Raw genomic sequence first — 19,290 nt, 5'->3', positions numbered from 1 at the left:
CGTTCCTGAAACGTCGCCGGTTTCCATCAAGAATAGGCAGGAATGCGGCCGGAAACAGCGAAAAAATGCGCGGGTCCGATGCTAAGGTCGATGGCATCCGCGAAAGGAAACGCCATGGCCCATCCCCATCTCAACACCATTGAACAGCGCCTGCTTTGGCTCTCGCATTGGATGATCCATCAGGCAAACCACATCCGCCCGAAGGAGGACGGCATCAAGATCGGCGGCCATCAGGCTTCGTCCGCCTCGATGGTGTCGATCATGACGGCGCTCTATTTCTCGGCACTGCGGCCCGAGGATCGCGTGGCGGTCAAGCCCCATGCCGGGCCGGTCTTTCATGCCATGCATTATCTGATGGGCAATATCCCGCGCGAGAAGATGCAGGAATTTCGCGGCTATGGCGGGGTGCAAAGCTATCCCAGCCGGACCAAGGATGCCGCCGACGTGGATTTCTCGACAGGCTCGGTCGGGCTTGGGGTGGCGATCACCTCCTTCGCCTCGCTGGTGCAGGATTACATCGCGGCGAAATCCTGGGGTGGCGACCGGCCGCTGGGCCGGATGATCGCGCTGATGGGCGACGCCGAACTGGACGAAGGCAACATCCACGAATGCCTGCAGGAGGGCTGGAAGCACGACCTGCGCAACACATGGTGGGTGGTGGATTACAACCGGCAATCTCTGGACGGGGTCGTTCGCGAGGGGCTGTGGGAACGGATCGAGGGGGTCTTTGCCGCCTTCGGCTGGGACGTGGTGCGCGTCAAATACGGCCAGCTTCAACGCGCCGCCTTTGCCGAGCCGGGGGGCGAGCAGTTGCGGCAATGGATCGACGGCTGCCCCAACGATCTTTATGCGGCGCTGACCTTTCAGGGCGGCGCGGTCTGGCGCGAGCAGCTGATGAACGATCTGGGCGATCAGGGACCGGTCAGCGCCCTGATCGCGCGACGCGACGACGACCAGCTTGCGGCCCTGATGGAGAACCTCGGGGGCAATTGCGTCGAGACCATGGCCGAGACCTTTGCCGCGATCGACCATGACCGTCCGACCTGTTTCCTCGCCTATACGATCAAGGGCTGGGGCACGCCGATCGCGGGACACAAGGACAATCACGGCGGGCTGATGACAAAGGCCCAGATGGCAGATTGGCAGGTCCGCATGGGTGTTCCGGTGGGCGAGGAATGGGAGCCGATGGCAGGCGTCGCCCGGCCCGCGGCGCTCCGCGCCTTTCTGGACGAGGTGCCCTTCTTCGCCGCCGGCTCGCGTCGCCTTGCCGATGCGCGTGTTTCCGTCCCGCCGATCGAACCGCCGGGCGACCGCGTGATCTCGACCCAGCAGGCATTCGGCAAGATCCTTGACGAACTGGCGCGGGGCGACAGTGATCTGGCGGCGCGGATCATGACGACCTCGCCCGACGTGACCGGGACAACCGGCCTTGGCCCCTGGGTCAACCGTCGCCGCCTGTTTGCGCGCAACCAGCGCAGCGACATGTTCCGGGCGCGCAGCATCGCCTCGACCGCGAAATGGGATTTCACGCCTCAGGGCCAGCATGTGGAACTTGGCATTGCCGAGATGAACCTGTTCCTGCTGCTGGCCGCGGCGGGCCTGTCGCATTCGCTTTTCGGCAAGCGGCTGCTGCCGGTCGGCACGGTCTATGACCCCTTTGTCTGCCGCGGCCTCGATGCCCTGAACTATGCCTGCTATCAGGACGCGCGCTTCATGATCGCGGGCACGCCTTCGGGCATCACCCTTGCCCCCGAGGGTGGCGCACACCAGTCCATCTCGACGCCGCTGATCGGGATGGCGCAGGACGGGCTGGCGGCCTTCGAGCCGGCCTTTGCCGACGAACTCGCGGTGATCATCCGCTGGGCCTTCGACTACATGCAGCGCGAGGGCAAGAGCGATCTGGACGAGCGGACATGGCTGCGCGACGAGACCGGGGGCGCGGTCTATCTGCGCCTCTCGACCAACCCGATCGAGCAGCCGGGACGGCGCCATGACGACGCCTTCGTGCAGGGCGCGATCGACGGGGCCTATTGGCTGCGCCCACCGGGGCCGAATTGCGAGGTGGTCATCGCCTATCAGGGCGTCGTCGCCCCCGAAGCGATTGCCGCCGCTGGAATGATCGCCGAGGCGCGCCGCGATGTCGGGGTGCTGGCGGTGACCTCGGCCGACCGGCTGAATGCGGGCTGGAGCGCGGCGCAGCGCGCCCGCGCCCGTGGCAACGAGATTGCACAGAGCCATGTCGAACGCCTGCTGCGGCCGCTGTCGCGCGACTGCCGCATCGTCACGGTCATCGACGGTCATCCGGCGACGCTGGCCTGGCTCGGCTCGGTCCATGGGCATCGCACCATCGCGCTGGGGGTCGAGCATTTCGGCCAGACCGGCACCATCGGTGACCTCTACCGCCATTTCGGGATCGACGCGCAAGGCATCGTGGACCGGGTGGCGGGCCTGACGCCCGGTGCCCGGATCGCCGCCCGCTCGGCCTGATCCCCAAGGCTGCATCCGGTCCTTGGCCCCGTGCTCAGGCGCGGGGCCTTTTGCTGGCCACCATGCGTGATCTGCCGCGAGCTGCGCCATATCGGCGTCTAACATGCCGCGAAAACAATCTTCTGCGCAATTTTCTGACCTGACTGCCCGATTTTCATACCAACTGGTCTGATCAAATGGTATGGAAATGGAAAGAAGCCGCAGTGCCTCAATCTCGCGGCAGGGGAACGGGAAAAGATGAAGCGTTTCTGGGCGGATTATTCGAGCCTTGAATTCTCGCGGCTGGACAGGTCGCGGCTGATTGCGGTCCTGCCCCTCGGCGCGATCGAGCAGCATGGGCCGCATCTGCCGATGTCGGTGGATACGACCTCGGTGAACGGGATCTGCGCGGGTCTGGCCCGCGACCTGCCCGCGACAAGCCCGGTCGTGTTCCTGCCGACGCAGGCCGTGACCAAGAGCAACGAGCATCTGGCCTTTCCCGGCACCCTGACGCTTTCGGCCGAGACGCTGATCCGCGTCTGGACCGAGATCGGGGCCTGCGTCGCCCGCGCGGGCGTGCGCAAGCTGGTGCTGCTGAACGGTCATGGCGGCAATATCCCGGCCATGGACATCGTGGCGCGCGAATTGCGCATTTCGCAGCGGATGATGGTCTTTTCGCTCAACTGGTTCGGTGCCGGGATGCCCGAGGGCGTCTACTCGGCCGCCGAGCGGGGCTATGGCATCCATGCCGGGGACATGGAAACCTCGGTCATGCTGGCGCTGGACCCGGCAAATGTCGACATGGCGCAGGCGCGGGACTTCCGCTCGCGCGCGCAGGATTTCAGCGAAACCCATCCCTCGATCGCGCTTGGCGGCCCGGCCAAGCCCGGCTGGATGATTCAGGACCTGAACCCGGCCGGCGCCTGTGGCGAGGCGCATTTGGCCAGCGCCGAAAAGGGCCGCGCCACGCTGGACCATGCCACGGCACGGCTGATCGACATTTTCCACGATATCGACCGGGCGCCGCTGTCCTGGCTCGACACAACGCCGGAGTGGTAAGCGCATGACCCCCATTCCCCACCCGAATGCCGCGCAGGACCAGATCGTCCTCTCCCATGTCGAGAAACGCTTCGGTAACGGGACAGTGGCGCTTCGCGACATGAACCTTGTCATTCGCGAGGGCGAATTCGTCAGCTTTCTCGGCCCCTCGGGCTGCGGAAAGTCCACCGCACTTCGGATGATCGCGGGCTTGCTGGAGCCGAGCGGCGGGACGATCACCGTCGACGGACGCGCGCCCGGCAGCAATGAGGGAGAGGTCAGCTTCGTCTTTCAGGACGCCACGCTGATGCCCTGGGCCACGGTTTTCGACAATGTGCTGCTGCCGCTCAAGCTGCGGGGGATGAAGCGGGCCGAGGCGAGGGCGCGGGTCGAGGAGGCGCTGGAAATGGTCGGGCTTACGAAATTCGCCCGCTCCTACCCGCGCGAGCTTTCGGGGGGCATGAAGATGCGGGTCTCGATCGCGCGGGCGATGGTGACGAAACCCCGCCTGCTGTTGATGGACGAGCCCTTTGCCGCCCTCGATGAGATGACGCGGTTCAAGCTCAACAATGACGTGCTGGAGCTGTGGCGCAGGCAGGGGCTGACGGTGATCTTCGTCACCCATTCGGTCTTTGAGAGCGTTTACCTGTCCAGCCGGGTGGTCGTCATGGGCTCGCGCCCCGGCCGGGTCGTCCATGACTTGCCAATGCCCGAAGGCGAGCGGGACGAGCATTACCGCACCACCGCCCGTTATGCCGAAACCTGCCGCACCGTGACCGAGGCATTGGAAGGGACCATGGATCATGTCGACCTCAACCACTGAGAGCATGTCAAACCCGACCGCGCCGGCCATCCCCGCCATCGACCCCGCGCTGCTGCGCGCTCGCCATGAACGGCGCATGCGCATCGGGCTTCCGGTCTGCACCATCGCCGCCGCCCTGCTGCTGTGGGAGTTTCTGGTCTGGTATAACGAGGTTCCGCATTACCTGATCCCGGCCCCCAGCCTGATCGCCAGAACGCTGGTCGCGAATTTCGGCTCGCTGATGGGCAGCGCCTGGTTCACGATCAAGCTGACGCTGATGTCGCTCGCCCTCGCCATCTTTGGCGGTGTCGCCCTCGGCATGGTCTTTGCCCTGTCGCGCCGGATCGAGATGAGCCTCTTTCCATTCGCGGTGATCCTGCAGGTGACGCCCATCGTCGCCATTGCGCCCCTGATCCTGATCTATGTCCCCGACACGTTCTGGGCGCTGCTGATCTGCGCGTGGATCGTGGCCTTCTTCCCGATCCTGTCGAACACCGCGATCGGGCTGCGCAGCGCCGACCACAACCTGCGCGACCTCTTCACGCTCTACCGCGCCACGCCCCTGCAACGGCTGCGCTATCTGCTGATCCCCTCGGCCCTGCCCTATTTCATGGCTGCGCTGAAGATCGCGGGTGGCCTCTCGCTGATCGGCGCGGTGGTGGCGGAATTCGTGGCGGGCACGGCGGGGCAGAATACCGGCCTTGCCTCGCGCATCCTCGAATCCAGCTTCCGAAACGAGATCCCCCTGATGTTCGCGGCCCTCTTCCTCGTCTCGGCGCTGGGGGTGGTGATCTTCCTCGCGACCTCGTGGCTGTCCAGCGCGGTGCTTGGCCACTGGCATGAAAGCGAGATCGCGAGGACGCGATGACCAGCATGTTGCAACGCGTCGTCACCGATCTGAAGGGCGTCCGGCTGGCCGGTCGTCCGGGGCACTGGGATCTGGGCATCTCGGGCGGTCGCATCGCGACGTTGCGCCCCTCGGACCAGAACGGCGGGGGCATGGTCACGCCGCTTTTTGCCGATCTCCATGTGCATCTCGACAAGACCTATACCCTGCACCGGATGCCGCGCCGGGCCGGATCGCTGCATGACGCGATCGAGATGATGGCAGGCGACGTCGCCCGATGGACGCCCGAGGATATCCGCGACCGCGCCGAACACGCGCTGGCCCGCGCATGGGGCCACGGCACCGGGCAGATGCGCAGCCATGTCGACTGGCATGATGACCGGACCCCCGCCGCGTGGGAGGTGCTGGGCGAGTTGGCGCGCGAATGGCGGGGTCGGATCGCACTGGAACTGGCCTCACTGACGCCGCTCGATGCCTTCGCAGCGCATGGCGAGGCGATTGCGCGCCGCGTCGCGGCCTCTGGCGGGGTGCTGGGGGCTTTCATCTATCGCAATGCCGATCTGGCCGCGGGCGTCGCGCGGGTCTTCGATCTGGCCGAGCGTTTCGACCTCGCGCTGGATTTCCATGTCGATGAGGGCACCGACCCCGAGGCGCAGGGCTTCGACGCGGTCCTTGCCGAGACCGAGCGGCGCGGCTTCGCCGGCCGCGTCCTTTGCGGCCATGCCTGCGCGCTGTCCGTTCGGCCGGCGAATGAGGTCGCGCGCCTCCTCGACCGGGCAGCCGCGGCCGGGTTGGGCCTTGTCGCCCTGCCCGCCTGCAATGCCTGGTTGCAGGACGCGACAGGCGGGCGCACTCCGCGCCTGCGCGGTCTGGCCCCGATCCGCGAGGCACGCGCCGCCGGAATGCAGGTCATGTTCGGTTCGGACAATGTCTGCGACGGCTTCTATCCGCATGGCGACTACGATCCGGCCGATGCCTGGCGGCTCGCGGTGCTGCTCGGCCATCTCGATCCCGAGGATTGGCTCGACGCGGTCACGACGCTGCCCGCGGGCTGGTCCGGCGCCTCTGCCCCACTCGCCGAGGGCGCGCCCGCGGACTTCATCCATTTCGCCGCCCAAAGCGCCGATGAACTGGCCAGCCGCCCGACAGCCGGGCGCACGGTCTGGCGCGGCGGCACCCCGATTGCCCCAATGAACGGAGCCTTTCCATGCTGACCGAAGCCCGCGCGCCCCGCGCCGCCGCCCTTGCCGCGTTCAAGGCCGAACTGGACGGCCTCCGCATCCATGACGACGCAAAGACCCTTGAGCTGCGCTCGCGCGATTATTTCTGGTATAGCCCGATCCTGAACGAACAGCTTGAGGATTGCCGGGGCGAGGTGGTCGTCATCCCCACCACGCAGGAGGAACTGGTTCGCGTCGCCTCTGCCGCCGCCCGCCACCGCCTGCCCCTGACCCTGCGCGGCGGCGGCACCGGCAATTACGGTCAATGCGTGCCGCTGGATGGCGGCGTGGTGGTGGACATGACGCGGCTCGACCGGGTGGTCGAGATCACGCCGGGCCATGTCCGGGTCGAGGCAGGGGCGCGGATCTCGCGCCTCGACGATGCGGTGCATGAAACCGGGCAGGAATTGCGGATGTATCCCTCGACCCGGTCGCTTGCGACCATCGGCGGTTTCATCGCGGGCGGCTCGGGCGGGATCGGCTCGTTCCGCAACGGCACGCTGCGCGACGACGGCAATGTCACCTATGCCAAGATCATCACCGTCGAGCCCGAGCCGCAGGTGATCGAGCTGCATGGCCGCGACGTTCACAAGGTCCAGCACGCCTATGGCACGAACGGCATTCTGGCCGAGGTTGGCCTTGCCCTGACCCCGGCGACAGAATGGCTGCATGTCGCGGCGCTGTTCGACGGTTACGGCGCGGCCCTTGAATTCGCTACGGCGGTGCAAGAGGAGGGGCTGGATCTTTACCTGCTGACCTGTGTGGAGCGCCGCTTCTCGGCCTATTACCGCAAGCTCAAGGACCATTTCCCGGCCGATCGCGACGCGGTCTTTGCCATGGTCGCGCCCGCCGAACTCGCGCGGTTCCGCGAGGCGGTCGCGCAGCATGGCGGCCATGTTCCCTTCGCCCTGACCAAGGACGAGATCCACAGCCAGGGCCTGCAACCCGCCTATGAGCTGGGCTGGAACCATACCACGCTGCAGGCGCTCAAGATGGACAAGGGCTGGACCTATCTGCAGGTCGCCTATCCCCATCCTTTCGACACCGAACTGGCAAAGCGGCAACTCGAACGCCACGGCGACGAGATGTTCTGGCATCACGAGATGGCGCGCGAAAAGGGCCGGGTCCAGATCTTTGCCCTGCCGCTGGTCCGCTATCGCGGCAAGGACGAGATGTATCGCCTGATCCGCCAGCTTGAGGCGGATGGCTGCACCATCTTCGACCCGCATGTCTACACGATCGAGGATGGCGGCATGAAGACCATCGACGACACGCAGATCGAGTTCAAGAAAAAGGCCGATCCCTACGGCCTGATGAATCCGGGCAAGACCCGCGGCTGGACGCCCGAAATGGCGCTGGCCGACGACTGAACGACAAAATCCCGACAGGAGAGTTCCATGACTTATGGCAAGACGCTGATGCTGGCGCTGGCGGCCTCGGTCGCAGCGACCGCCGCCTTCGCGGCGGACAAGGTGAAATTCGGCACCAACTGGCTCGCTCAGGGCGGGCATGGCGGCTATTATCAGGCCGTCGCGGACGGCACCTATGAGAAATATGGCCTCGAGGTCGAGATCGTCCCCGGCGGGCCGCAGGTCAACAACCGCCCGATGCTTCCGGCCGGGCGGCTGGATTTCCTGATGGGCGGCAACCTGCTTCTGTCCTTCGACAATGTCCGCAACGGCATCCCGACCACCGTGGTCGCAGCGATCTACCAGAAGGATCCGCAGGCGCTCATGGCCCATCAGGGCAGCTATGCAAGCTTCGCCGACCTCGCCAAGGCGCCAAGCGTCCTCTTGGCCAAGGACGGGCAGTTCTCCTACTGGAAATGGATGGTCAAGGATCACGGCTTCCGCGACGAGCAGGTCCGCCCCTATAACTACAACCTCGCCCAGTTCCTGCAGGACAAGGCGATGGTGCAGCAATCCTACGCCACCGCCGAGCCGCTTTATGCCGCCGAACAGGGCGCGTCGGTCGATGTCTTCCTGCTGGCCGATCACGGCTGGTCGACCTATGCCAGCACCATCGAGACGCGTCAGGATCTGATCGACGAGAACCCCGAACTGGTGCAGCGCTTCGTCGATGCCTCGATCGAGGGCTGGTACAATTTCCTCTACGGCGACCGGACCAAGGCCTATGAAGCAATCATGGCCGCCAACCCGGAAATGACCAAGGCCAAGCTTGATGCCGAAGTGCAGCAGATGATCGACCTTGGCATCGTCGACAGCGGCGACGCGCTTCAGAATGGCATCGGCGCCATGACCGAGGACCGCCTCCGGGCCTTCGAGACGCTGGCCGTCGGCGCCGGCCTGATCGACGAGGGCGCGGTCGATCCTGCCAAGGTCGCCGATCTGCGCTTCGTCAACAAGGGCAAGGGCCTCGACCTCCGCAAGGAACTGGTCGCAGACTGAACCCGGCCGGCGGCGGCAGCAAAGCCGCCGCCCGTCACCCTGAATGACACCGAAGGCAGGAGCTCCATGTCCAGTGCGAAACAACGGCGGGAAGCGATCCATGACAGCATCCGCGATGCCGCGATCTCGGAATTCGCGCGGAACGGCCTCGCCGGAACCTCGACGCTGGCCATCGCCCGGACCGCCGGCATCACCAAGGCGCAACTGCACTATTACATCACCTCCAAGGAGGATCTCTACCAGCAGGTGCTGGGCGAGATCGTCACGCATTGGAAGGAGATCTTCTTCCTCTCGGCCTCGTGCCCCGATGACCCGAAGGCCGTCATCGCCGACTATGTCCGGCGCAAGATCCGCCACGCGCTGGAACATCCCGAGGTCGCCCGCTTCTTCGCGCATGAGATTGCCCGCGGCGGTCTGGAGATGGCGGCGCATTGGCCCGCCTTGCGGCTTTCGGTGGACGAGGCCACGGCCGTTATTCAGGGCTGGGTCGATGCGGGCCGCATCCGCCCGGTCGATCCGCTGTTGTTCCAGATGAACCTCTGGGCGGTGACGCAGCATTATGCCGAATATGAGGCGCAGGTCCGCAGGCTGATGGATGCGCCCGCCCCGACGCCGCTGAACGAGGCCCGGATCGTCGCAGAGGCGACGGCCCTGTTCCTCGGCCGCTGCGGCCTTCTCGACTGATCGCCATTCCCTTGACCCGTAAGACGGAGGACGCCGTGAACCATGTCCTGATCCTTGGCGCCGGTCAGGCCGGCGCGGCCCTTGCGACGCGATTGCGGAGCCTTGGCCATGACGGCCCGATCACGCTGGTCGGCGAGGAAGACGCGCCCCCCTATCAGCGCCCGCCCCTCTCGAAGAAATACCTGCTGGGCGAGATGTCCCGCGAAAACCTGTTCCTGCGTCCCGAGCGTTTCTATGGCGATCAGGGAATCACGCTGCATCAGGGCCGCCGCGCCACCCGGATTGACCGCGACCGGCGCCGGGTCGATCTGGGCGGCGAATGGCTGGATTACGACCACCTCGTCCTGACCACCGGCACCCGGCCGCGCAGCCTGCCCGCGGCGATGGGCGGCGATCCCGCCTTGATCCACACCCTGCGCGGGCTGGCCGATATCGACCGCCTCGCGCCCGAGATGCGCCCCGGCCGCCGCGTCCTGATCGTCGGCGGCGGCTATATCGGCCTCGAGGCGGCGGCCATCGCCAGCCGTCAGGGCCTGCACGTCACGCTGATCGAGGCTGCGCCCCGCATCCTGCAGCGCGTCGCGGGCCCCGAGACCGCCGCCTTCTTCCGCGAATTGCATCGCGGCCACGGCGTCGAGTTACTGGAAGGCATCGGTCTGACGGCGCTGCATCCCGGCGCGCCGCTTGCCGCCGAACTCTCGGACGGCATCCGGCATGAGTTCGATTTCATCGTTCTGGGCATCGGCGTCGTCGCGAATGACGAACTGGCCGCCGCCGCCGGGCTGGAATGCGACGGCGGCATTGTCGTGGATGCGCGTGGTCGCACCTCGGACCCGCATATCTGGGCGGCGGGGGATTGCACCCGCCTGCCCTTGGATGGCCGGATGATCCGGCTGGAATGCGTCCAGAATGCCATCGATCAGGCCGAAGCCGTGGCCGCCAATATCATGGGCGCGGGACAGGACTATCACCCGAAGCCGTGGTTCTGGTCGGACCAGCATGACATCAAACTGCAAATCGCCGGGCTGAGCGACGGGCATGACAGCGTGATCACAAGGCCGGGCGCGACCGGACGATCGCATTGGTACTTCGCGAAAGGTCGGCTGATCGCGGTCGACGCCATGAACGACCCCCGCGCCTACATGATCGGAAAACGGCTGATCGAGGCAGGCCGCTCGCCCCTGCCCGCCCAGTTGGGCGATGCCGCCCTCGATCTGAAAACCCTGCTCTGACACTCTTCAGGATCCACGGATGACCTTCACCTCGCTTGCCCCCGCCTCGATCGCGCCGCCCTTCGGCAATTATTCCCACGGGATCGGAACCGGGGAACTGGTGGTGACATCGGGCCAGCTCGCGCTTGCCCCGGATGGCTCGATCCCCGAGGGGGTCGAGGCGCAGGCGGCGCTGTGCTTTGCGAATATCGCGGCGATCCTCTCCGAAGCCGGGCTCGATTTCAGCCATGTCCTGCGCTTCACCACCTATGTCACCCGGCGCGAGGACATGGCCCCCTATATGGCCGTGCGGGATCGGGTTCTGGCGGATGTCGCGGTAAAACCCGCTTCGACGCTGCTGATCGTCTCGGGCTTCACCCGGCCGGAATTTCTGGTCGAGATCGAGGCCATCGCCTTGGCCCGGCCCGCGTCCTGACCGAAAGCGGACCTGCCGGGCTAGTCTCCGCCAAGCGCGCGGGATGCGGCGTCGAACGGGCTCGACAGGATCCTCCCCGTCGTGTCGAGGAGATAGATCCCCGCCCGCCGGAACCGGTCACCCCCGCGCCCGTCCTCGGCCATGTCGGCATATCGGGCGGCGAAGGCGATATAGCGGTCATGGTTCAGCCCGCCCGTCGCTGGCACGGCGGAGATGTCAAAGACGCGCATGCCGTTCTGCTGGGCGATGGCCAGAAGCTGCGGGTCGTTCAGCCCGGCATTGCCCACCCGCGCCCGCCGGCCGGCCAAACCACCCGATACGGCAAGCGCACGGTCATCGGGCGAAACCAGCAGGGTAAGGGGCGTGGGCAGCTTGCCCACCGCCCCGGCCTGCTTGCGGAACACGTCTATGTCGATATCCGGGGCCGCCAGAACCACCTGAAGCTGATCGACAATATTGCCCTGGCCCTGCATCCGCATCTGGCGCAGCGCCTCCATCACCAGCCACGCACCCATGCTGTGCCCGATGACGCCGATATTCCGGCCCGGCGCCTCCTGCCGCAATGTGGTGAGCAGGCGGACAAGATCATCCCTCGCATAGGTCGCCCCGTCGCGATCCGCCAGATAGCCCGAGGCCCTGCCATCCGAGGGCCAGGAAAACAGGATCGGGACCGAGGATTCGCTGGTCTCGGCATTGAGCTGCGCCACCCGGAACACCGCCTCCTGATAGCTGTAATTGTAGCCATGCACGAAGACGGTGATCGACGTGTCGCGCGGAGCGGTCCTGCGGATGACCTCGTCCTCGAATGCGGCCTCGCTCATCAGCCGGCGCCCCACGGTGACGAATTCCTTCGACGGGTCGGCTTCGGGGGTGCCGCGGTCATCGGCCTGCGTGGCGGGCGTGCGCGTCAAGAAGGTGAACTCCTCGAAGCTGGGGGTGCCCCGGCCGCTGCCAAAGACCGGCGGCACGGTCGCGGTCCCGGTGCGATTGGTCATCGACAGGACCGTGATCGGGGTGCCGCCACCATTCGGGTTCGCCACCGGCAACAGCGTTTCCGGGCCAGGCCGCGCGCCACATGAGGACAAGACCATGACCAGAACGGCAAGCGACGCCCGGAATCGTCCGGTCCGGCGGCGGGAATCGCGCGCGACAAAGCGGGGATGGGGAATGTCCTGACGCATGGGGCCTTTCCGGTTCGATTCCATCGCGGCCCCGAGGCTAGGCCAGAGACCGGGCGAAAGCCATCCGGCTCAGCTCCACATCCCGCGCATTCGCTGGCCTACGTCAATCACGGGAAGGGCGGGGCTGACCGTCGCGCGGGAGGGCGGCGGCGACCAGTGCCGCACCTCGAACCGTTCCAGCAGGTCGCGCGGGATGAAGCGGCTTCTTGCGGCATAGATATACCGGTCGCCCCTACGCGTCTGCTGGGTGACATAGAACTTCAGCGGCACGCCCAGCGTCAACTGATCCTTGGCGCGCGTCATCGCGACATAGAGCAACCGACGCTCCTCCTCGATCTCGGCGCTCTGGCCGGTGCCAAGATCGGACGGGATGCAGCCATCGACGACATTCAGCACGAAGACGGATTTCCACTCCTGCCCCTTGGCGGAATGGATGGTCGAGAGGATCAGGTAATCCTCGTCCTTCAGCGGCACCCCTGCCTGAGCGCTGGTCGCGTCCGGGGCGTCAAGCGTCAGGTCGGTCAGGAACCGCTCGCGCGTGGGATAGGCCGATGCGATCTGCTCAAGCTGGAGGAGATCCGCGCGACGGCTTTCCGCATCCTCGTGGATGCGTTCAAGCTGCGGGTCATACCAGTTGCGGGCGCGGGCGATCTCCTCGGGCCAGTTGCAGGGACCAAGCGCCGCGACAAGCTCCTCCCACCCGGTCGCGCGGGGCGGCGGCGCAAGCTCGGCCAAGGCGCGCAACGGCTCGGCCGCGGGCTGGATGCGGTCCAGAACCTTGCCCGCGGTCCCCGGCCCGATCCCCGGCACCAGTTGCAGGACACGGAAGCCCGAGACCCGGTCGCGCGGGTTCTGCGCAAAGCGCAGCAGGGCAAGCAGATCCTTCACATGGGCAGAATCGAGGAATTTCAGCCCGCCGAACTTGACGAAGGGCACGTTCCGGCGCGTCAGCTCGACCTCGATCTGGCCGGAATGGCTCGACGTGCGAAAGAGGACAGCCTGCTGCTTCAGTGTCATGCCGGTTTCGCGATTGGCAAGGATCCGGTCGACGAAATGGCGCGCCTGCTCGGCCTCGCTCGCATAGGTCACAAGGCCGGGCCGTTCCGCCGAGGGGCGGTCGCTCCACAGATCCTTGGTGAACCGCTCGCTCGCCAGCCCGATCACCGAATTGGCGGCGGCAAGGATCGGCTGGGTCGAGCGGTAGTTGCGATCGAGCGTGACAACCTCGGCCGGGGGGCTGAAAGCCTCGGGAAAGTCGAGGATGTTGCGGACGGTCGCGGCCCGGAAGGCATAGATCGACTGGGCATCGTCGCCAACCACCGTCAGGCCACGCCCGTCGGGTTTCAGCCCCAGAAGGATGCGCGATTGCAGCCTGTTGGTGTCCTGATATTCGTCGATCAGCACATGATCCCACATCGCGCCCAGATGGGCGGCAAAGCCCGGCTCCTCCATCACCTGCGACCATGCAAGCAGCAGGTCGTCATAATCGAGGACATTCTGGGCCTGCTTGGCGGCCACATAGGTCGCGAAAAGCGATTTCAGCTCGGCCTCCCACTCGGCGCACCACGGAAAGCTGTCGCGCAGGACATCGCCCAGAGCCTCGCCCGCGTTGACGGCGCGGGAATAGATCGCAAGGCAGGTGCCCTTGGTCGGAAAGCGCGCCACGGCCCGGGACAGGCCCAGTTCGTGCCGGCAGAGGTTCATCAGATCGGCCGAATCCTCGCGGTCATGGATGGTGAAATCCGGGTGCAGGCCGATCTGGTGGGCGTGATCGCGCAGGATGCGGGCGCCGATGCCGTGGAAGGTGCCGGCCCAGGTCAGGGCCTCGGCCGAGTAGCCCTGGCCCATCGCCTGCGCGGTGATCCGTTCGACCCGGCGCGCCAGCTCCGACGCGGCGCGGCGCGAGAAGGTCATCAGCAGGATCCGGCACGGATCCGCCCCGCCCACCAGCAGATGCGCGACGCGGTGCGCGATAGTGTTTGTCTTGCCCGATCCCGCCCCGGCGATGACCAGAAGCGGACGGTCCCCGAACTCGACCGCCTGCCGCTGCCGTTCGTTCAGCTTCTCCAGATATGCCATGCCTGTCCCCTTTTCCCGAAGCCTACCCGTTTCGGAACGTAAAGGGAACGCCTCAAGGCATGGCCGGCTAGATCCGGGGATCGCCAACGGGCGAACCGCCCCGCGCGATGACAAGGTTGATCTTCCGATGCTGGGGCTGACCGGTCACTTCGGGGCCGAGCCATGGCGGCAATGGAAAGCCTGTGGAGGCCGAGGGCAATTCGATCTCGGCATAGATTACGCCTTCGAGAAGACCCCGATACTCGTCCACCGACCAGTCGAAGCCCGCGAATGTCAGGTAATGGCGGGTCTTTTCCAGCACCTCGCCATGACAATGCTTCTGGAACAGGATGGTGGCGTCCGAGGCCGGGATCTCGTATTCGAACTCGTCCCGGGCAAGGCCTTCATGCGGTCCCTTGATCGTCAGGGTGGCGCGGTCGTCATAGAAGCGGACCCGGACCTTGCGGCCATCGCGGAATGCAAGCAGCCCGTCGCGGATCCGCACCGTCGACAAGACATGCCGGCGCCATCCATCATCGGCAACGAGGAACTTCCGTTCGATTTCTCGGATCATCTTCCTCTCCGCAGAGCTTGCTCATATTGCGACCGACGGTCATCGCTTGGCACGGCTCACTCCGCCGGGCTCGATTCACGGGCTGGCGGCAGGCCGGGATTGCGCGGGCTGGAGGGCGGACTCGCCTCGGTCGTGACCGAGATCTGCGGCGCGACCTCGGCCGCTTCGGACTCGTCCAGCCGGGCCATGTCGCTGCTGCGTCGCCAGCCCCCTTGCAGATAAAGTGCCCCTGCCATCAGCATGGTCGATAGCATGGCGATCGGAAAGCTGAGCCACAGCGCATCGACCCCGAGCCAGTCGCGCAGCCCCAGCGCAACGCCCAGCCGCACCGGATAAAGCGAGACGGCAAGGATGATCAGCGGCCAGACCACCTGTCCGTTGGCCCGGACCGTCCCGAACAGCACCATGCTGATCCCGAAGGCGATGAACCCCCAGGTCGCCAGCCGCGCGATATGCTGCCCGATCGCGATGGCCTCGCCCTCGGACCCCAAAAACAGCGCCAGCGCATGGCGGTCGACCAGCATGAGGATCGCAACAAGCCCACCGGTCAGCAGGAAGTTGAGGAGGATGCCCGCACGGGTGATCTGCCCGACCCGGTCCCATCGCCCCGCGCCGATATTCTGCGCGGCCATGGCGCTGACCGCCGCCCCAAGCGCCATGGCGGGCATCTGCACATAGGTCCAGATCTGCTGGGTCGCGCCGAATGCGGCGGTGGTCTCCACGCCCTCGCGGTTCACCAGCGTCATCATGGTCAGCATCGCACTGGAGACGACGACCATCTGCAACCCGATCGGCAGCCCCTTGCGCAGCATCAGCCGCAGGATGTGCGGCGCGGGCCGCAGCATGGCCAGATCCTTGCCCGCAAGCCGCAGCGGATGGCGGCGGATATAGACATAGCAGAGCATGGCGATAAGGCTCGTGTAGTTCGCGACCGCCATCGCGAAGGCCGATCCGCCGATCCCCATTTCGGGCAGCGGCCCTTTCCCGAGGATGAAAAGCGGGTTCAGCACCACGTCGAGGACCACGGCCAGCGCCATGAAGATCAGCGGCGTCAGCGCATCCCCCGACCCGCGCAGCGCCATCATCAGCATGGTCTGCATCAGGATCGCGGGCATGGCGAGGAATGTCACCCGCAGGAAGGCGCGCGCCAGCGGCGTGATCTCGGGTCCGGTGCCCAGTACCGACAAGAGGCTCGGGGCAAGGAACCAGCCGATCACCGCGATCAGCACCGCAAGGGGCGCGAAGGTGCCGATCGCGGTTCCGACCACCTCGCGCGCGCCGTGCATGTCGCGCCGCCCGACCGACTGGCCGATCAGGATGGTCGAGGCCATGCCGAAGCCAAAGACGAAGGCCGTCAGCAGGAACATCACCAGATTGCCGTTGGTCGTGGCGGCAAGCGCGTTTTCCCCCAGAAGATGCCCGACCCAGACCGCGTCGATCGACCCATTGGCCGATTGCAATACCGAGGAACCCAGCGTGGGCAGCGCGAAAAGCAGCAAGCTGGGATAGATCGGCCCACTCGTCAGGTCGACGCGTTGCTTCATGTCCTATCCCTCGTCGCGTTGGATGCTGCGGACAACGCCCGTAACCGGGGGAAGTTCAGACCCCGGATCGAAAGCCCACCTCCGGTCCCAATCTCCGCGAATTTTCCGCGCAACGCCAGTGGTGACGATCCTAGCCGGAGGAGGCGTCCCATCCCTCGATCGCCGCGACGAAGGCGGTCAGCCAGCCGTTCGTCTGGTGCCCGTCCAGCACGCGATGATCGATCGTCAGCGAGACATAGCACATGGGCCGGATCTGGATGGTGTCGATGCCCTCGACCTCGCGGACGACGACCCGCTTCTCCATCTTGCCGACCCCGAGAATGGCCGATTGCGGCTGGTTGATGATCACCGGCGCGGCCAGAAGCGACCCCGAGACCCCATGGTTCGAGATCGTGAAGGTGCCGTCCCGCATGTCGGCGGGGGCGAGATCGCCGTTCCGGGCGCGGGCCGTCACCTCCTGCAACCTCGCGGCGACCCCGCGCAGCGACAGATCCTGCACCTTGCGGATGACGGGGACGACAAGGCCCTTATCCCCAAGCGCGGTGCCGACGCCGATATTCACGTCCTCGAAGATCTCCAGCCGGTCGGGATGCCAGCGGCTGTTCACCTGCGGCACCGCCCGCATCGCCTGCGCCGAGGCAAGGAGGATATAGGGCATGAAGGACAGCGCGATACCGTCCTCGGCAAAGGCGGATTTGTGGCGGTTGCGATGGGCCATCACCGCGCTGAAATCGGCCTCGAACACCGCCGTGACCTGCGGCGTTTCGGTGACGGAACGCAGCATGTTCCGGGCAATGGCAAGCCGCATCTGGTCATGCGGGACAAAGCGGCTACCGGTCCGGGTAGGAGCCTCGGGTTGCGGATCGGCGGCCCGCGCGGTCGCGGCCGTCTCCACATCGGCGCGGGTCAGTCGCCCATCCCGACCGGTGCCCCGGATGCCGGCGGGGTCCATGCCGGTCTCGCTCAAGGCCTTCCTGACGGCGGGCGAGTGCCAGCCGGACATGTCCCTGCCCCTCCCCCGCCCCGCTGGTTCCGGCTGCGGTTCGGGCGCGACCTCGGCAGCGGCCGGGGCATCGGCCACCACCTCGATCCGGGCCAATATGTTTCCGGGCCGCGCCTCGCCCCCGGCGTCGATCAGGATCTCGGCCAGCCGCCCGGAAACCGGCGCGGGCACCTCGACCGAGACCTTGTCCGTCTCAAGCTCGACCAGCGGATCATCCGCCGCGACCAGATCGCCGACCCGGCGCAGCCAACCCGATACCGTCGCCTGCGTGCCTTCCTGCTCGAGCGGAACCAGAACATCGACCATCTCAGAACTCCAGCAGATCGCCCAGACGGGCGCGGATCGCGGCGACCGAAGGCACGGCCCGGTCGAGAAAGGCGGGATTATGGGGGCTTGGGATGTCAGGCATGGTCAGGCGCGCCACCGGCGCATCAAGATCGGTGAAGGCCTCGTCCGCGACCACCGCCGCGATCTCGGCGCCGAAACCGGCGGTCTGCAGATCCTCATGCACGATCAGGCAGCGATGGGTGCGCGCGACCGAGGCCAGCACCGCCTCGCGGTCCCAGGGGACCAGCGTGCGAAGGTCGATCACCTCGACCGACAGCCCCTCGGCCGCTTCCTGGCAGCGATCGACCAGCCCGCCCCATGTCACGATGGTCGCGCGGGTGCCCGGCGTCACGATCCGCGCCTTGCCGAAAGGCAGTACGTAATCGTCCCCCGGCCATGCCCGCCGCGCCCAAGCGTGATCGAGCATCGCGCGATGCTCAAGAAAGATCACCGGGTCATTGCCGCGCAATGCGCCGCGCAGCAGCCCCACCGCATCCTCGGCATTCGAGGGGGTGGCGACCTTCCAGCCGGGACTGTGGATAAAGGCAACCTCGTTCGTCTGGCTGTGCCACGGATCGCCGCATTTGAAGAAACCGACCGGCATCCGCACCACCATCGGCGCGGCAAAGCGGTTATTGGTCCGCCACCGCAGCGAGCCGCAATCGTTGAGCTGCTCGGTCGCGGGTTCGGCATATTTGCGGAACTGGATCTCGGGCACCGGCAATAGGCCCGCCAGCGCCATGCCCACTGCCCGGCCGATGATGCCCTCCTCTGACAGCGAGGTGTCAAAGACGCGCTCGGCCCCGTGCTTTTCCTGAAGGCCCAATGTCACCGCATGGACACCGCCCTTGGGCCCCACATCCTCGCCAAAGACGACCATGCGCGGATTGGAGGTCAGTTCCTGATCCAGAACGCGGCGGATCGCCGTGACCATGTTCAGGCGCTGGCCCACAGGCTCGGGCCGCTCGACCGAAGCGGGTGGGGTCCAGCCCTGCGCCATCAGCCCGCCGATCTGCTGCATCTCGCCCTCGTAGAAAACGTGGCGCGTGACCGTATCGGGATCGGCGACCGGGCGCGCCTCGGCGGCGATGCGGGCGGCCTCGACCGTCTCGTGGGCCTCGATCACGGCATTGTCCCAGGCTTCGGGGCTGACGACACGGGGCACCAGATGGCGATGCAGCTTTGCCCAAGGATCGCGCGCCCGCTCGGCCATGACGGTTCCGGCCGCCTTGTAGGCTTGGGTGTCCTGAAAACTGTGGCCCTGCAAGCGGGGGACGGTCAGGCGCAGCATCGCCGGGCCGCGCTCCTCACGGACATGGGTGACGGCCTCCGCGATCAGATGCGCGGCCTCCTCCGGGGCGGTTCCGTCGCCCGAGAAGATCCGCAAGCCCTGCCATGAGGCGAGGTTGGCCGCGATATTGCCCCCCGGCGTCTGCAAGGTCGACGGCACCGAGATGCCGTAGCCGTTATCCTCGATATAAAACAACATGG

16 protein-coding genes are annotated in these 19,290 nt (G+C 66.3%); 10 read left to right on the top strand and 6 right to left on the bottom strand.

The genetic code is table 11. The annotated features are described in order from the left end of the window. The first annotated feature begins 114 nt into the window (after nt 1-114). From VNQ78_RS08900 to VNQ78_RS08855, 10 genes are all read left to right on the top strand, one after another. Nucleotides 115-2,487 carry a transketolase gene (locus VNQ78_RS08900; RefSeq protein ID WP_325688800.1) on the top strand — a complete coding sequence of 791 codons (2,373 nt, stop codon included), beginning with the start codon at nt 115-117 and terminating at the stop codon, nt 2,485-2,487. A gap of 237 nt (nt 2,488-2,724) precedes the next feature. Beyond that, entirely contained in the window at nt 2,725-3,525 is an 801-nt protein-coding gene (locus tag VNQ78_RS08895) for a creatininase family protein (protein ID WP_325688798.1), read from the top strand. A 4-nt stretch (nt 3,526-3,529) separates the two neighbouring features. Then, nucleotides 3,530-4,327, top strand: coding sequence for an ABC transporter ATP-binding protein (locus VNQ78_RS08890; RefSeq protein ID WP_325688796.1), 798 nt, complete (start codon nt 3,530-3,532; stop codon nt 4,325-4,327). 4 nt (nt 4,328-4,331) lie between these two features. Next, the gene (locus VNQ78_RS08885; RefSeq protein ID WP_325688794.1) at nt 4,332-5,174 is read left to right on the top strand and encodes an ABC transporter permease; all 843 of its coding nucleotides are present in this window, start codon (nt 4,332-4,334) and stop codon (nt 5,172-5,174) included. Beyond that, a complete protein-coding gene (locus tag VNQ78_RS08880) occupies nt 5,171-6,367 on the top strand; it encodes an amidohydrolase family protein (protein WP_325688792.1) in 1,197 nt (398 codons plus the stop codon). Before VNQ78_RS08885 ends, VNQ78_RS08880 begins: the two co-directional genes overlap by 4 nt. After that, on the top strand, nt 6,361-7,743 hold the full coding sequence (locus VNQ78_RS08875; protein ID WP_325688790.1) for an FAD-binding oxidoreductase: 1,383 nt from the start codon (nt 6,361-6,363) through the stop codon (nt 7,741-7,743). The genes VNQ78_RS08880 and VNQ78_RS08875 overlap by 7 nt, the downstream gene beginning before the upstream one ends. A 27-nt stretch (nt 7,744-7,770) precedes the next feature. Next, on the top strand, nt 7,771-8,781 hold the full coding sequence (locus VNQ78_RS08870; protein WP_325688788.1) for an ABC transporter substrate-binding protein: 1,011 nt from the start codon (nt 7,771-7,773) through the stop codon (nt 8,779-8,781). Nucleotides 8,782-8,847: 66 nt separating this feature from the next. Further along, on the top strand, nt 8,848-9,465 hold the full coding sequence (locus VNQ78_RS08865) for a TetR family transcriptional regulator C-terminal domain-containing protein (RefSeq protein WP_325688786.1): 618 nt from the start codon (nt 8,848-8,850) through the stop codon (nt 9,463-9,465). Between the two features lie 35 nt (nt 9,466-9,500). Next, nucleotides 9,501-10,697: an NAD(P)/FAD-dependent oxidoreductase gene (locus tag VNQ78_RS08860; RefSeq protein WP_325688784.1), complete on the top strand. Its 1,197-nt coding sequence runs from the start codon at nt 9,501-9,503 to the stop codon at nt 10,695-10,697. A gap of 19 nt (nt 10,698-10,716) precedes the next feature. Beyond that, nucleotides 10,717-11,112 (top strand): RidA family protein, encoded by a 396-nt coding sequence (locus VNQ78_RS08855; RefSeq protein WP_325688782.1) that lies wholly within the window; start codon nt 10,717-10,719, stop codon nt 11,110-11,112. A gap of 20 nt (nt 11,113-11,132) precedes the next feature. Here the strand turns inward: VNQ78_RS08855 and VNQ78_RS08850 are convergent, their stop codons facing one another. From VNQ78_RS08850 to VNQ78_RS08825, 6 genes are all read right to left on the bottom strand, one after another. Further along, nucleotides 11,133-12,293, bottom strand: coding sequence for an alpha/beta hydrolase (locus VNQ78_RS08850; protein ID WP_325688780.1), 1,161 nt, complete (start codon nt 12,291-12,293; stop codon nt 11,133-11,135). A 69-nt stretch (nt 12,294-12,362) separates the two neighbouring features. Further along, a complete protein-coding gene (locus VNQ78_RS08845; protein ID WP_325688778.1) occupies nt 12,363-14,372 on the bottom strand; it encodes an ATP-dependent helicase in 2,010 nt (669 codons plus the stop codon). 67 nt (nt 14,373-14,439) lie between these two features. Continuing rightward, the gene (locus VNQ78_RS08840) at nt 14,440-14,925 is read right to left on the bottom strand and encodes a CYTH domain-containing protein (protein ID WP_325688776.1); all 486 of its coding nucleotides are present in this window, start codon (nt 14,923-14,925) and stop codon (nt 14,440-14,442) included. A 56-nt stretch (nt 14,926-14,981) separates the two neighbouring features. After that, a complete protein-coding gene (locus VNQ78_RS08835; protein ID WP_325688774.1) occupies nt 14,982-16,469 on the bottom strand; it encodes an MATE family efflux transporter in 1,488 nt (495 codons plus the stop codon). 130 nt (nt 16,470-16,599) lie between these two features. Beyond that, nucleotides 16,600-17,778 carry a dihydrolipoamide acetyltransferase family protein gene (locus VNQ78_RS08830; RefSeq protein WP_325688772.1) on the bottom strand — a complete coding sequence of 393 codons (1,179 nt, stop codon included), beginning with the start codon at nt 17,776-17,778 and terminating at the stop codon, nt 16,600-16,602. Nucleotide 17,779: 1 nt separating this feature from the next. Next, a partial coding sequence (locus tag VNQ78_RS08825; protein ID WP_325688770.1) for a transketolase C-terminal domain-containing protein occupies nt 17,780-19,290 on the bottom strand: 1,511 nt, incomplete at its 5' end.

The sequence above is a fragment of the Paracoccus sp. (in: a-proteobacteria) genome (assembly GCF_035556475.1).
In the GTDB taxonomy this organism is placed as follows: Bacteria; Pseudomonadota; Alphaproteobacteria; order Rhodobacterales; family Rhodobacteraceae; genus Paracoccus.
Note: the sequence above shows the minus strand (reverse complement) of the source record. Positions and strands in the feature narration are given on the sequence as shown.

Bases quoted from the DNA above. Each gene is read 5' to 3' on its own strand.
- VNQ78_RS08900 (WP_325688800.1), top strand. From the start codon at position 115: ATGGCCCATCCCCATCTCAACACCATTGAACAGCGCCTGCTTTGGCTC.
- VNQ78_RS08895 (WP_325688798.1), top strand. From the start codon at position 2,725: ATGAAGCGTTTCTGGGCGGATTATTCGAGCCTTGAATTCTCGCGGCTG.
- VNQ78_RS08890 (WP_325688796.1), top strand. From the start codon at position 3,530: ATGACCCCCATTCCCCACCCGAATGCCGCGCAGGACCAGATCGTCCTC.
- VNQ78_RS08885 (WP_325688794.1), top strand. From the start codon at position 4,332: ATGTCAAACCCGACCGCGCCGGCCATCCCCGCCATCGACCCCGCGCTG.
- VNQ78_RS08880 (WP_325688792.1), top strand. From the start codon at position 5,171: ATGACCAGCATGTTGCAACGCGTCGTCACCGATCTGAAGGGCGTCCGG.
- VNQ78_RS08875 (WP_325688790.1), top strand. From the start codon at position 6,361: ATGCTGACCGAAGCCCGCGCGCCCCGCGCCGCCGCCCTTGCCGCGTTC.
- VNQ78_RS08870 (WP_325688788.1), top strand. From the start codon at position 7,771: ATGACTTATGGCAAGACGCTGATGCTGGCGCTGGCGGCCTCGGTCGCA.
- VNQ78_RS08865 (WP_325688786.1), top strand. From the start codon at position 8,848: ATGTCCAGTGCGAAACAACGGCGGGAAGCGATCCATGACAGCATCCGC.
- VNQ78_RS08855 (WP_325688782.1), top strand. From the start codon at position 10,717: ATGACCTTCACCTCGCTTGCCCCCGCCTCGATCGCGCCGCCCTTCGGC.
- VNQ78_RS08850 (WP_325688780.1), bottom strand. From the start codon at position 12,293: ATGCGTCAGGACATTCCCCATCCCCGCTTTGTCGCGCGCGATTCCCGC.
- VNQ78_RS08845 (WP_325688778.1), bottom strand. From the start codon at position 14,372: ATGGCATATCTGGAGAAGCTGAACGAACGGCAGCGGCAGGCGGTCGAG.
- VNQ78_RS08840 (WP_325688776.1), bottom strand. From the start codon at position 14,925: ATGATCCGAGAAATCGAACGGAAGTTCCTCGTTGCCGATGATGGATGG.
- VNQ78_RS08835 (WP_325688774.1), bottom strand. From the start codon at position 16,469: ATGAAGCAACGCGTCGACCTGACGAGTGGGCCGATCTATCCCAGCTTG.
- VNQ78_RS08830 (WP_325688772.1), bottom strand. From the start codon at position 17,778: ATGGTCGATGTTCTGGTTCCGCTCGAGCAGGAAGGCACGCAGGCGACG.